Source organism: Chryseobacterium sp. VAUSW3 (assembly GCF_002205795.1).
Lineage (GTDB): Bacteria > Bacteroidota > Bacteroidia > Flavobacteriales > Weeksellaceae > Kaistella > Kaistella yananensis.
The window spans coordinates 430,170-443,101 of sequence record NZ_NIUY01000002.1 but is presented as its reverse complement, the minus strand read 5'-3'; the positions used below and the strand labels follow the sequence as shown (position 1 = coordinate 443,101).

12 protein-coding genes are annotated in these 12,932 nt (G+C 34.2%); 2 read left to right on the top strand and 10 right to left on the bottom strand.

All coding sequences use genetic code 11. From position 1 onward, the window contains the following. Window positions 1–61: 61 nt before the first annotated feature. Window positions 62–856, bottom strand: coding sequence for a DUF3667 domain-containing protein (locus CDW55_RS07310; RefSeq protein ID WP_088469100.1), 795 nt, complete (start codon window positions 854–856; stop codon window positions 62–64). Window positions 857–858: 2 nt separating this feature from the next. Then, a complete protein-coding gene (locus tag CDW55_RS07305) occupies window positions 859–1,119 on the bottom strand; it encodes a hypothetical protein (protein WP_088469099.1) in 261 nt (86 codons plus the stop codon). Window positions 1,120–1,734: 615 nt separating this feature from the next. Here CDW55_RS07305 and CDW55_RS07300 point away from each other — a divergent pair. Beyond that, window positions 1,735–2,283 carry a transposase gene (locus tag CDW55_RS07300; RefSeq protein WP_228399621.1) on the top strand — a complete coding sequence of 183 codons (549 nt, stop codon included), beginning with the start codon at window positions 1,735–1,737 and terminating at the stop codon, window positions 2,281–2,283. A 187-nt stretch (window positions 2,284–2,470) separates the two neighbouring features. On the opposite strand, the gene thrC is transcribed toward CDW55_RS07300, so the two are convergent. The 6 genes from thrC to CDW55_RS07275 form a co-directional block, all read right to left on the bottom strand. Further along, window positions 2,471–3,769, bottom strand: coding sequence for a threonine synthase (thrC, locus tag CDW55_RS07295; protein WP_088469098.1), 1,299 nt, complete (start codon window positions 3,767–3,769; stop codon window positions 2,471–2,473). Between the two features lie 165 nt (window positions 3,770–3,934). Beyond that, entirely contained in the window at window positions 3,935–4,855 is a 921-nt protein-coding gene (locus tag CDW55_RS07290; RefSeq protein WP_088469097.1) for a homoserine kinase, read from the bottom strand. Window positions 4,856–5,050: 195 nt separating this feature from the next. Next, window positions 5,051–7,492, bottom strand: a complete 2,442-nt coding sequence (gene thrA / locus CDW55_RS07285; RefSeq protein ID WP_088469096.1) for a bifunctional aspartate kinase/homoserine dehydrogenase I — start codon at window positions 7,490–7,492, stop codon at window positions 5,051–5,053. A 183-nt stretch (window positions 7,493–7,675) separates the two neighbouring features. After that, a complete protein-coding gene (locus tag CDW55_RS07280) occupies window positions 7,676–8,269 on the bottom strand; it encodes a nucleosidase (RefSeq protein ID WP_088469095.1) in 594 nt (197 codons plus the stop codon). After that, a complete protein-coding gene (locus tag CDW55_RS12485) occupies window positions 8,266–8,520 on the bottom strand; it encodes a hypothetical protein (protein ID WP_179285921.1) in 255 nt (84 codons plus the stop codon). Before CDW55_RS12485 ends, CDW55_RS07280 begins: the two co-directional genes overlap by 4 nt. Window positions 8,521–8,751: 231 nt before the next feature. Then, entirely contained in the window at window positions 8,752–9,534 is a 783-nt protein-coding gene (locus CDW55_RS07275; RefSeq protein WP_088469094.1) for a DUF5694 domain-containing protein, read from the bottom strand. A 268-nt stretch (window positions 9,535–9,802) separates the two neighbouring features. Here CDW55_RS07275 and CDW55_RS07270 point away from each other — a divergent pair, with 268 nt between their 5' ends. Next, window positions 9,803–10,069, top strand: coding sequence for a helix-turn-helix domain-containing protein (locus CDW55_RS07270; RefSeq protein ID WP_088469093.1), 267 nt, complete (start codon window positions 9,803–9,805; stop codon window positions 10,067–10,069). Window positions 10,070–10,224: 155 nt separating this feature from the next. Here the strand turns inward: CDW55_RS07270 and CDW55_RS07265 are convergent, their stop codons facing one another. Both CDW55_RS07265 and CDW55_RS07260 read right to left on the bottom strand, forming a co-directional pair. Then, complete coding sequence (locus tag CDW55_RS07265) at window positions 10,225–11,733, bottom strand: hypothetical protein (RefSeq protein WP_143332938.1); 1,509 nt, start codon at window positions 11,731–11,733, stop codon at window positions 10,225–10,227. Between the two features lie 300 nt (window positions 11,734–12,033). Continuing rightward, window positions 12,034–12,660 (bottom strand): chloramphenicol acetyltransferase, encoded by a 627-nt coding sequence (locus tag CDW55_RS07260; RefSeq protein WP_088469091.1) that lies wholly within the window; start codon window positions 12,658–12,660, stop codon window positions 12,034–12,036. Window positions 12,661–12,932 lie beyond the last annotated feature (272 nt).

Sequence of the window (12,932 nt, the reverse complement as noted above, 5' to 3'; positions counted from 1 at the left end):
CTACAGTTGAACTTTGCAGTTTCGCCCCACTATTGCAAAACCGATTTTAGAAGCAGTTTCTTTATTTCATTTTAAAATATTCCAATGCTTCTGGTCCTTTTAGCATCGTCATTCCAAGTCCAATAAGTCCACCAATAACTAAGAAAATTATATATCCTAAAATGGCCAAACCTAAAACTCCGAGAACTTTTATAATAATTGACTTTAAAGGTTTGTCTTTGTAAAATTCTCTGAAAAACCAAACTAATATTATTGGAACAAGAAGTAATGAAAATTGAGTAATATTAAAGAATGTACTCGTTGAATGTCTAAAGAAGAACATAATTGGATAAACTACGATAATACTCACCAAAGTATAAAATGAAAGAATGTATGCATTCATCACAATGTGTTCATAATAGTTATGTCCCCATTTTCTAAAAGCGATTTTCGTTGTTAGAGCAAAAAGTGGAATCAAAAATACCATTAAGAATGAGTTGTAACTTGACAAAAACGACATTAAATCATTCATAAAGTTTGAGTTCATATGTTGCTGTGAAAAATAATCACTCATCATTTCTTTTAAATTTAAAACTTTAAAAGAAACTAAGGTGGCAATTCCACTCAATACAAAAACTAATAAAATCGGTTTATAATGGTTTACTCTGTTTCCGTCAATAAATTCTTTGGCGGTTTTGCCTGGATTTTTAAGTATATTTTTTACAGAAAATAGTAGCCCTTTATTGGTATGAAAAACAGTATATTGAATTTCGTCCCAAATATATTTTTTATCAATTCGTTTATATTTTTTCTGTCCGCAGTTGGAACAGAAATTTTCAATTACAGGATTATTGCAGTTTAGGCAAGTTTCAGACATTTTTATTTAGAATTTCTATTATCCATTTCATTTTTTAGTTCCTTTTCAAATTCGCTATTTTTCTTTCCACTATTCAGCAAAAAAAGCACGAAAAATAAAGGAAAAAAAGTGAAAAATGAAAATCCATTTTTCACGGCACTGTAAGCAAAAACGCCCAAAAGTAAACCAATAAGTGTAGCATTAACTATTTTATTTGTTTTCAATTTCTTTTGTTTTTGAATTAATTCTTGGTCATTTAATTCATTTAGCTTTATTTGTTCCATTTGTCAAATTTATGGTTTTCTTCGGTTTTTTGCCGTGTCGTTTGAAATTTCTGCTAACGGAAAAGGGCTTTGCGAAGGCGGGGCTTTTAGAAACTAAAAGTTCAACTAAAAACTGAACCGAGCAAAATCCATTTTCGTTTTTTCAAACTTACAAAAAAATAAAAAACGAAATGGTTTTTGCGGCTGAAATTGCGAAAATCGTCAACGCAAGGGACATTCACCCCGCTTTTGCAAAACCCATGTTGTACGCAGTCTCTTTAATCACTCCAAGGTATCCTCATTCCAGTACCTTGACAAGCAAAACAAATACCTCCTTGATAGTAATTATATTCAGGAAGAAACCCTGTTCCGCCACATCTTTCACAAGTTTCAGTTAATATTTTCTCTGATAATCATTTGTCAAAATAAATTGGAACCCCTTCTGTTTCATGAACTTTAATATGACAATCTGTACATAATGTTGTTAACGCGTCATCATATTCCCATGGCAACAAGTTCCTTATATAGTCTCTCCTTAAACCACCTATAATTTACTGATTATTAGTATTTTGGGTTTAAAATAGCTTGTTTTTTATTGCAAGAATTTGTATCTTAGAGCTTTAAAACCTTGCAAATATGTTGGGGAAAAATCCAGAAAAGAAGCCAGAATTATTCCGCCCAATGTTGGTGGATTTTATTGACCACGAGCATGAACTTGTTCTACTTTCAGAAAAAATAGATTGGAATTATTTTGAGAAAGAATTTTCGCCCTTGTATTCCAAAGTGGGCAATCCGAGCCATCCGATTCGGTTTATGGTGGGTTGTTTGCTACTGAAACATTTGTATAATTTGGGCGATGAGACGTTGGAAAAAGCCTGGATCATGAATCCTTATATACAGCATTTTTGTGGCAGGGTTTTCTTTGAACACGAATTTCCTTGTGACCCGAGTAATTTTGTTCATTTCCGAAAAAGAATTGGCGAAAAAGGTATCGAAAAAATCTTTGCCTACAGCGTAAGAATGCACGATGCCAAGACGAACACCTCAAATTTTGTTTTGTCCGATACTACCGTTCAGGAGAATAATACCTCTTTTCCTACCGATGCAAAATTGTGCAAAAAAGTGATCGATTATTGCAACAAAATAGCCGGAAATGAAATAAAATCAAAAACAAAATTATACTAGGTAAAAACAATACAATTAGAGGAATAATAAAAACTTTCATGAATTCTAGCTAAAGCTTCTTATTGATAAAAATATTTGCTAACATAAAAAAACCTTCAAGGTTTCCAAAACCTTGAAGGTTTAATCTAGACAATAACCCTATCAAAGATTTCTTTGTTTAACAAAAAATTTGACAAAGTGAATGATATTATTTTCCCAACAAAAACCCTTTCAATTCTTCATACTGAGGATTAATTTCTGTGGTAAATTTCTCTTGCGTCATCAATTCTTCTAATGATTTTGGGATTTCCACTGATTTTCCAGTTGCTTGTTCTACAGAATCTGGAAATTTTACAGGATGTGCCGTTTCTAAGAAAAATCCTTTTCCGTCGTTTTCTGTCAAATATTTTTCTAAAGCTACAAATGCTACTGCGCCGTGAGGATCTAGAACATAACCATAATCTTTTTCTACTCTTTTGATGGTTTTAAGCGTTTCTTCATCATCAATTGTATAACCCGAAAGTTTGTTTTTAACTTGATTTAATTCTTTGTTGAATAATTCTAAAATTCTCACAAAATTGCTTGGATCACCTACATCCATTGCGTTTGAAATGGTAGCAACGGTTTCTTTAGGTTGAAGAATTTCTGTTCTCAAATATTCCGGAACTACATCATTTACATTACACGCCGCAATAAAATGCTCAACAGGCAAACCACGATGATGCGCCAAAATTCCAGCACAAATATTCCCAAAATTTCCACTCGGAACACAGATTACTGGGCTTTCTGAATTGTTTTTCAGCCATTGTTTCAAGGCCAAAACATAATAAATTTGTTGAGGCAACCAACGAGCTATATTAATAGAATTTGCCGAAGTCAAAAGTAATTTTTCATTTAAACTTTCATCAGAAAATGCTTGTTTTACAAGAGCTTGACAATCATCAAAACTTCCATTTACTTCCAAAGCATGAATATTTTTTCCAAGAGCCGTCAATTGCTTTTCCTGAACTGGACTTACACGATTTTTTGGATATAAAATCACGACTTCAATTCCTTCCACACCATAAAATCCGTTCGCTACAGCACCACCAGTATCACCAGAAGTTGCCACTAAAACCGTAACTTTTCGGGTTTCATTTTTTAGAAAATACCCCAAACAACGGCTCATAAATCTTGCACCAACATCTTTAAAAGCCAAAGTCGGCCCGTGAAAAAGTTCTAAAACCGAAATATTTTCGGTAATTTTCTTTAATGGAATTTCAAAAGCGATGGTTTCGGCAACTATTTTTCTAAGTTCAGCTTCTGGAATTTCGTCTCCCGCAAAATCCTTCATCACTTGAAATGCTATTTCTTCGCTTGAAAGATTGGGCAAATTTTGTAAAAATTCATTACTAAATTTTGAAATATCTTCTGGAAAAAACAAACCTTTATCTTTCCCTTGTCCTTTTATCGTCGCTTCTTTGAAATTAAGCTGTTCTTCTTTATGTTTTAAATTGTAAAAATTCATTTTTTTTAAATTAGGATTTCGGTCTTTCAGACCTCATTATTTTTCTTCATTTATTTCCAAGCGCTTTGCACTTGCCTGTTGATTTTCGGTCTTTCAGACCTTACAAATTAGATTTTTATTTCAATCAATTAAGCAAAAATTTCTTCGGACTTCGGACTTCAGTCTTTAGACTATTCTTATTCCTTGGTCATTGATTTTAGAAACGTAAACAAAGTTTTCAATACCGCTTTCGTTGTAGATTTTCTGCATATTTTCTGCAACTTTATCAGCAATTTCTTTGGTTTCGCTCAACATAAAAATCGAAGGTCCAGAACCCGAAATTCCACCGCCTAAAGCTCCTAAAGCTAAACTCTGTTTTTTTACCTCATCAAACTTTGGAATCAAAATACTGCGAACTGGCTCCACCAAAACATCTTCTAAACTCCTAGAAATTAATTGATTATCATTTTTTAAAATCCCAGCCACCAAACCTGCAACATTCCCCCATTGTTTTACCGCATCTTTCATTTGGATATTTTTTTTGAGAATTTGTCTTGCATCAGAAGTTTTCACCTCAACTTGAGGATGCACCGCCGAAACGTACAAATCTGGTGAAGAAAGCGGAATAATATCCATTGGTTCAGAAGATTTTACCAAGGTAATTCCACCGAAAAGACACGGTGCAATGTTGTCTGCGTGTCTAGAACCAGACGCCAATTCTTCGCCAAACATCGCAAAATACACCAACTCTTCTTTAGAAAAAATATTTCCCAAGAGTTCATTTGCTCCGAAAGCTGCTCCTGCTGCACTTGCCGCACTGGAACCTAAACCGCTTCCTGGTTTTATTTTTTTGTTGATGGTGACTTCAAAACCGATGTTCTGATTTTCTAATTTTTCTAAAATTTTGAGCAAAACCACTCCTGCTACATTCTTCTCTGGCTCGGTTGGCAAATGGAACTTATCTTCGTGGTGAATGATGATTTTTCTCTCGTCCAACAGTTTAAATTCCATTTCATCAAACGGTTTATTGAGCGCCATTCCGAGAATATCAAACCCGCAAACCAAATTGGCAACCGTTCCCGGAACTTGTAATTTTATATTTTTCATTTCTTTTAAACGCAAATTGCGCTAAGATTTTTTATTTTTTTTGAAAATAATTTATTTTAACCATAAAAGACACAAAAGAAATGATTGGAAATAAGATTTACAAAAGCACAAAAAAGAAAAGTAAAATTCTTTTTTTTCTTTTGAACAACTTAAAAATATTACAAATCTTTTGTTTCTTTTTCGGTTGAATAAAATTTATACCGAACGCACAATATCTGCAAAAACTCCACTTGCAGTAACTTCTGCTCCTGCGCCAGCTCCTTTTACCACTAATGGTTGCTCAGAATATCTTAATGTTTTGAATATCACAATATTATCTTTTCCGTACAAGTGATACAAATCGCTTTCAGGAGATATTTTTTGCAAGCCCACTTTCGCTTTTCCATCTTTGAAATCAGCAACATACTTCAAAATTTTACCTTCAGATTTTGCTTCTTCTAACAATTTTCTGAAATGCTCTTCGTATTCCGTCATAGATTGATAGAAATCTTCCACACTTCCTTCCATACATTTTGCTGGCAAGAACGCTTCGTTTTCTATTTCATCAAATTGTAACTGATAACCTGCTTCTCTCGCTAAAATCAAAATTTTACGCGCAACGTCTGTTCCTGCTAAATCTAATCTTGGGTCTGGTTCTGTAAAACCTTCTTTTTGAGCTTGTCTTACCACTTCCGAGAATGTTTTGCTTCCGTCATAATTATTGAAAACGAAATTTAAAGTTCCACTCAAAACCGCTTGAATAGAAGTAATTTTATCACCACTTCTCATCAAATCATTAATCGTTCCGATAATTGGCAAACCTGCACCTACATTAGTTTCGAAGAAGAAATTACAGTTATGATTTTTTGCAGAATTTTTTAAATTTTTATAATTTTCGTAGTTTGAAGAAGCAGCAATTTTATTACAAGCAACTACACTTACGCTTTTTTTCAATAAATCTTCATAAATATCCACCACTTTTGCATTAGCAGTAACATCTACAAATATTGAATTTCTTAAATTTCTATTGATAATTTCTTCTGCAAATTTATGCGGAGTAGAAGATTCGCCATTGTGTAAAGCGTCTTTAAAATCCTCTTCTTGAATGCCTTGATCATTGAAAACCATTTTGGTACTGTTCGTTAAACCAGCAACTCTTAGATTCATCAAAAGATTTTCGTTCAAATATTTATTTTGAGAATAAATTTGTTGAATTAATTTAGAACCAACATTCCCAACACCACAAATATAAAGATGAACTTGCTTAATTTCTGATTCGAAAAACTCTTCGTGAAGAACATTTACCGCTTTTTTGACATCTTTATCAGAAATTACCACACTGATGTTTTTCTCTGAAGAACCTTGCGCAATTGCTCTCACATTCACACCGTTATTTCCTAAACCGCCAAAAAGTTTCGCACTTACACCGCTTCTGCTCTTCATATTTTCTCCAACCAAAGCAATAATTGCCAAAGATTTTTCCACTTTTACAGGATCAATTTTGTGTAATTTTAAATCATCTTCGAAGGCGTAATTCAATGCTTTTTCTGCTTTTTCAACATCACTTTCGTTGATTGCAACCGTGATAGAATGTTCTGAAGAACTCTGAGTAATTAAAATAACATTGATTTTTTCTTGGCTTAAACATTGAAATAATTTCGCAGAAACACCTGGAATACCAATCATTCCGCTGCCTTCTAAAGTAAGAAGAGCTACTTTGCTTAGATTTGAAATTCCAACTGCTACGTTGTTGTCATTTTCAGTTTTTGTATGAGAAATTAAAGTCCCAAAGTCATCTTCTGCAAATGTATTTTTAATCCATAAATCTATGTTTTTATCCATCACTGGTTGAATAGTTGGCGGATAAATCACTTTTGCGCCAAAATGCGACAATTCCATCGCTTCTTTGTAAGAAATTTTATGAATAATTTTGGCATTAGAAACCAATCTAGGATCAGCTGTCATCATTCCTGAAACGTCAGTCCAAATTTGTAATTCTTGAGCTTTCATCGCTGCTGCAATAATAGAAGCCGTGAAATCTGAACCACCACGTCCTAAAGTGGTGATATTACCATCAACATCCGAAGCAATAAAGCCTGGAGCAAGCGTAATTTGTTGTTTATTTTCCTTAAAATAAGTTTGAAGTGCTGCATTGGTAGTTTCAAAATTTACCTTTGCATCTGTAAAATTGCTGTTGGTTTTGATGTAATTTCTAGAATCTAACCAAACGCAATCTAAACCATCTGATTTCAACTTAGCAGCGATAATATTTGAAGACAAAAATTCTCCGTAAGCTGTAATTTTATCTTTAATTCTTGGCGTAAATTCGCCTAAAACGTAAATTCCGTTGCAAATATCTTCGATATCATTGAAATTCTTTTTCACGAAGCTCAACCAAGAACTTTGTTCTGTGATTGGCAATAATTTTTTTACAAATTCTAGGTGTTTTTCTTCAAGAGTTTTAATGGTTTCAGAATAATTTTCGTTTTTGGCAGAAGCTGATTCTGCGGCAGAAATTAAACCATCGGTAACGCCAGACAAAGCGGAAACTACCACTACTACTCTATTTTCTGACGATTCTTTTTTAACAATTTTTTCTACTAAAAGTATGTTTTGGGCGTTTGCCACAGAAGTTCCTCCAAATTTTAAGACTTTCATAATTTATTTTTTTAAGGAAATATTAAATAACTGATTTTTTCTCGCTCTTAAAAAAGAGCAACATTGCGAATGTTGATATGTAATAATGAACCCCAAATGATGGAACTACTGAAACAGAAAATTATTTTCTTATTTTATAAGATACAAATTATGCTGTTTTCTAATCCTGTTTTTAAATATAAATTAAATAGTGGGTTTTGTTAAGGAACGACTATCTAATTCTCTTTTTAATGCGATTGAAGCTTTTTTGACTTCTTGTGTCCAATCATCAGCAGCATTTCCGTCTGCTCCATCAGAAATATATTTCAAACATAGAAAATCGATTTTTTCCTGCTCAGCGACTTTCGCCAACGCAAAAGCTTCCATATCGATGACATTATATTCAGGATTGATATGCTCCATTTCGAATTGGTCGCCGGAACCGCAGATCCCGTTCGGGAGATGGCTTGTTTTAATTCCATATTCCAAAAGAATTGGTTCATCAGAAAATGGCGTCTCAAATTTCTTAAAACCCAATGCTCTTACATCCATATCCCGCTGGATAAAACGGTTGCAGTTAACAATAGTTCCTCTGTCAAAAACTGTACTTCCTGCTGTTCCCAAATTGATTATGAGATCTGGCTTAGATTTTTGAATGGCTTTTACAAGATGATAAGTCGCTTTAATTTTTCCTACACCAACAAACAATTTATTAAAACTCTCAAATTCTTTTCCGGCTTCTGATTCCAGAGCAAAAACCAAAAGGATGTTGCTGTAAAGCTTTCCGTTAATTGTCATTTTAGGGCACAGGTTTTTTCAGAAAGAACAAAGTCAATGTCCGTGCGCCCTGTGCACCGTGTACCAAAACGGCGCTGATGTCCGCTGTTGCAGATGGCCCCATCACAAAACAGCCATAATGTGAGTGTGGAAAATCTACTCTTTTGTAGGCGGTATGCATCTCTTTTTATTTTCCATTCTTCTAATTCTAATAAATCTGAATATGTAATTTCATTCTTTGGTTTGGTTTGTAATAATTTCTCATATTTCATTTTTCACGATTTTTAAGCGAGATTGCGTACAACGGAAAAAATATTGGCGAAGGGCGGGCTAAATTTAACTGAAAGTTCAATTTCGACCGAACGAAGAAAATTGCTTATTCAGATTACCAAATTACCGAAAAAAGTAATATGAGAAGCAAGTTTCGACTAAATGCATCGGGTTTTTCTATTATATATTCAACCCCGCCTTTTGCAAATACAATGTTATCTGTAGTGCTTTTTTTATTTTAGATATTTTGAAACGTCCATAAGTTCATATTTCGGACTTCTTTTCATAAAATCATTTATAAATGCAGTATGTGAAGCACCCATTATAATAAAAACACGGTCGTTTTTTGTTAATGGAATTTGATTAATATTAGAAAAAATCCTCAAATTTCTTCTATAAAACTTACTTGCTTCATCCGCTCCCTCAAAATTTCCTTGAGTGCTATTGTAAGTTAGGATATCAGCGTTTGCATTAAAGAAAATGTCAAGACCTTCTCTTGTATTATAGAATTTTAGTTTTTCCAAAGTAGATTTTTTTTCAAGTTCTTTAAATTTTGCTATAACACTCTTTAAATAATATTTTGAAGTCAAACTATCAACTTGATTTTTTAGTTCATTTCCAATATTGTAATTATAAGCAGCGGTTTCTTGCTCATCAATTCCATAGATTTTTTTTACACCAGCAATTTTGCCAATTTCGTATGCAATTAACGCAATTTCTCCACCAAATTTTGTTTTATAATCTTTACTTTTCAAAAAGTTTTGATAATCATTTTGAAGAACTTCATTTTTGTTAGGAACAACTTCAACTAAAATTACTGTTGGTTTAAATTTAGCCAATTTTTTTGCAATTTCATAAGTCTCAACTTTGTTTTTTTTGTCATATTGGTCAAATTCAACTTTGTTTGCATCGGGTGTATATTGCATATGAAAAGTCGCAAAATTTAACACTTCAATTTTTTGTCCAAATATTTGACTACAAATAAATATTCCAAAGATTAAAAATATTTTTCTCATTTATTAACGGTTTTTTTTAGCATTACAGATAACTCTCAAATATCCGAATATATTTCCAATCTCCCAACATAAATTGCGTGCTAAAACGTTATTATCCCATAACAGAAAGCACAACCCAAATTTACCAATCATTTCCTTTATCGCAATACGGTAAACCGTAAACCATTTCCCGTGAAAACACCCACAAAGAAACCGTAAAAACACCTGTACCGCTGCCCCGCTATTTTAATAATTTAGACTTATAAAAACATAATAAAATAGCCAAAACATGTCAAAAAAATCATTACCCCACCTTCACTACAACGATGTGCAGCACTATTACGAACAGGCAATCGCAGAACTCCCTTCCATCTTAAACATCCAGAAATCCGACATCCTTACCGATCAGGATGTTTGCGAATATCTGCAGATCTCGGTCAAAACCCTGCGCAAATTCTGCCGCGAAGACAAAATCCCCTATACCCGCCTCGGAGGCCGCTATTACTACATCCGCCAGGTCTTCGCCCTCAATCTTCTGAAACTCTGCAACGATTAGCCCTACGCACTGTAGTCCACATGGTTTAAGGTATGTGTGATGCTGCTCGATATTTTCTGTTGTGCTTGCTGTGATTACCTAGCCTTATGCTTTGTTCACTTGCTTATGCAAGTTGGGTACACATTAAGATGCCAGGCCTGTATTCGTAAACCGCTTTACTCTCGAATATCCATATCACTGATGGTCCAAAACTCGTATTGCGGATTTCCCGCAGCCTGGTCTGTGGTGCCTGCTACAAACACACGGTCTTCTGCCGAATAGAACATTCTGACTTCCCTTATTTTTGTATTTGAAGGAAGATGGATGTCTACATGCTTCTCTGTTTCAGGATTGAAGGCTTTCAATTGGTTATCGGTGGTAATATAGAACAGGTATTTATTGGTGGTAACCGCTTTTACCGGGTGGAAGTTAGCCGTGATCATGTCCGGAAATTTAGTGAGGGCACTTACCGTAATTTTCTTTGGGGTTTCTGTAGTTTGCTGATATTTGGAAGTGTAGTAAATATCATTACCGCTGGTGTAAAAAAGAAAGTTATTGGTAAAAATTAAGCTGCTGTTATTGATGATTTCCACATTCACCAATGGAACCGCCAGGCGTGTGAAGATTTTTGTAGTGGGATCGAGATAGCCTAAAAACTCTTTGTGAATCAGATAAATTTTTCCACCACTGGTACCCATGCCTATTCGGGTATCCGTTTTGCTGATCCTGACTTTGGTGTCATAAACCATAAAATCATTTTCTTCATTAATGGCCACTTCCAGTAGTAGCTTTCCTGTATTTTCATCGGGGCGATATAGAAATACAGCTGCATTATTCTCAAGATTGTAGACAGAAGAGAAAATTTGTCTTTTTTTGCTTTGCAATTGTTCGAAACTCAAACTTTTGGGAGTGTTATTAATAGCAGCGCCATTGATTTTTATGTTATGCAAAGGAAAACCCAGTGCTGATTTTGTGTTTGTATTCTGGGCGGGTGAATATCTGGATCCTATGGTGAAAAAGTTAGAATTGAATAGGTAGGGTTTATAAGAAAGTAAGAAAGGTTGGTAGGGCCCGTTGTCCTTATTGACATTAGGATAAGCCATGATTTCTTTCCAATAATTATTTTCTAAGTGCAAGGCCGAAAAATCGTACCGTCTTACACCTTCATGAAATACACCTTTTTTCATGCTTAATGCCAGTGCGTCTTTGCTGCCGGGAAAAGTATAGATGATGGTGTTTCTGTGATAGTAGTCACTGCTTTTGTAATTGTCGGAAGGTGGACCGCCGGAGTAGATTTTTCTATCGGCAGGTGAAAAGCTATGGTAACCCTGGTAACCCTGACTGGTAAAAACCAACAGTTCAGTAGTGGCGGATAGGTTGTAGATGCCGTTGTGATTTTGGTACACGGATTTTGCTTTTCCCTCTTTGGGGTCATACTCAAACAATGTACTGATTTGCATCACAAAATCATTCTGCTGTGGATGCACTTTGCCATAAGGATACACAAAATAGAATTTATCATGCAGCTTCACCACTCTGTCTGTTGGTACAATCATTCTGTGCAAACCCATAGGATTGGCATGTGGAAATACAAAAGCTTCCCGGGCAATAGGTAGTAATTGATTTTGCGCCCGGATACCCAATATTGTAATTACAAAAAGAAGCGATAATACTAATTTTCTCATTGTTGTATTCATTAAGATGCTTTTTCGTTTTACTTTTTTAGTTGTCTTATCAATGCTTATACTTTTACTGTCCGAAAGTTATAAGTCCGACTAATAAAATACTTGGGAGTAATAGATAACGCATTTTCGAATTTAAGGTTTGGCTTGCTGCTAACGTTTTGGGTATTGCCGAAGGCGGGGAAATCGAAGCCGAAAGTTTCGATTTTGCACCGAGGCGAGCCAAAACGAATTATTATGAGTTAAATTTAATAATAAAAAACGAATAAAATTCGTTTTTGGCGGAGATAGAAGCAGTTCTTGTTAATGATTAAGTTGCTTTTGAAATTCCTCTAAGTATTTCGCAAAATGAAATCCATCAGCTAATCCATGATGAGCTTCAATTGATACAGGTAAAAACTTTTTACCTTCTCGAATACTAAATTTCCCAAAGGTTATTTTTGGGACAGATTCTGTTCTGTCAAAATTTGTTGGATGCAAAAGTCCTGAAAATGAAGTCCAAGGAATTGTTGAATGACGTATCAAGTCTTTCTTTACATCATCATCATTCAGACGCAATCCAATTGAGTTCTGTACGGCTTTAATTTCTTCTTGTACTTCAGTATTAAAAGTTTCAAAATCCTCAGAAAAATTTGCAAATGCAAAACCGAATGTTCCATCTTGTCTTCCGACTGTAAAGCCAGCGTTTATTTTATCAAATGATAATACCTTATTTTCTACGATTCTTAATTTCAACTCTTCAACCGAATTTACTGCAATCATAGATTTGTGAAGATAATATGAAAAAAACGATTGTCCATTTTCTTGAACTTTATTATAAGCGTTGCTACAATCTAATTCTGTAATAATTCCAAAATATGGGCTTGCCATTTTCGAGAAGAATTCGAAATGTTCTTTTCTATTCCATTTTTCTATATCGATTTCTTTCATGTAGGTTTTCTATTTAAATGTGGGTTGTAGAATTACCGCCAACGGAAAAAGCATTTGCGAAGGGCGGGCTAAATTTAACTGAAAGTTCAATTTCAACCAACCGGAGCAGATGCTTTTTCAGATTGTCTAAATTATAGAAAAAAACAATATGAAAAGCAGCTGCGGCTAAATGCATCGGGTTTTTCTATTATATATTCAACCCTGCCTTTTGCAAAAACTATGTTAGCTGAAGGTTTTTTAATGTTATGAAGTTCATGGATAAGATATGATGC

What these genes read in the sequence shown, in the direction of transcription:
- CDW55_RS07310 (WP_088469100.1), bottom strand. Translation starts at nt 856, where the DNA reads ATGTCTGAAACTTGCCTAAACTGCAATAATCCTGTAATTGAAAATTTC.
- CDW55_RS07305 (WP_088469099.1), bottom strand. Translation starts at nt 1,119, where the DNA reads ATGGAACAAATAAAGCTAAATGAATTAAATGACCAAGAATTAATTCAA.
- CDW55_RS07300 (WP_228399621.1), top strand. Translation starts at nt 1,735, where the DNA reads ATGTTGGGGAAAAATCCAGAAAAGAAGCCAGAATTATTCCGCCCAATG.
- thrC (WP_088469098.1), bottom strand. Translation starts at nt 3,769, where the DNA reads ATGAATTTTTACAATTTAAAACATAAAGAAGAACAGCTTAATTTCAAA.
- CDW55_RS07290 (WP_088469097.1), bottom strand. Translation starts at nt 4,855, where the DNA reads ATGAAAAATATAAAATTACAAGTTCCGGGAACGGTTGCCAATTTGGTT.
- thrA (WP_088469096.1), bottom strand. Translation starts at nt 7,492, where the DNA reads ATGAAAGTCTTAAAATTTGGAGGAACTTCTGTGGCAAACGCCCAAAAC.
- CDW55_RS07280 (WP_088469095.1), bottom strand. Translation starts at nt 8,269, where the DNA reads ATGACAATTAACGGAAAGCTTTACAGCAACATCCTTTTGGTTTTTGCT.
- CDW55_RS12485 (WP_179285921.1), bottom strand. Translation starts at nt 8,520, where the DNA reads ATGAAATATGAGAAATTATTACAAACCAAACCAAAGAATGAAATTACA.
- CDW55_RS07275 (WP_088469094.1), bottom strand. Translation starts at nt 9,534, where the DNA reads ATGAGAAAAATATTTTTAATCTTTGGAATATTTATTTGTAGTCAAATA.
- CDW55_RS07270 (WP_088469093.1), top strand. Translation starts at nt 9,803, where the DNA reads ATGTCAAAAAAATCATTACCCCACCTTCACTACAACGATGTGCAGCAC.
- CDW55_RS07265 (WP_143332938.1), bottom strand. Translation starts at nt 11,733, where the DNA reads ATGAGAAAATTAGTATTATCGCTTCTTTTTGTAATTACAATATTGGGT.
- CDW55_RS07260 (WP_088469091.1), bottom strand. Translation starts at nt 12,660, where the DNA reads ATGAAAGAAATCGATATAGAAAAATGGAATAGAAAAGAACATTTCGAA.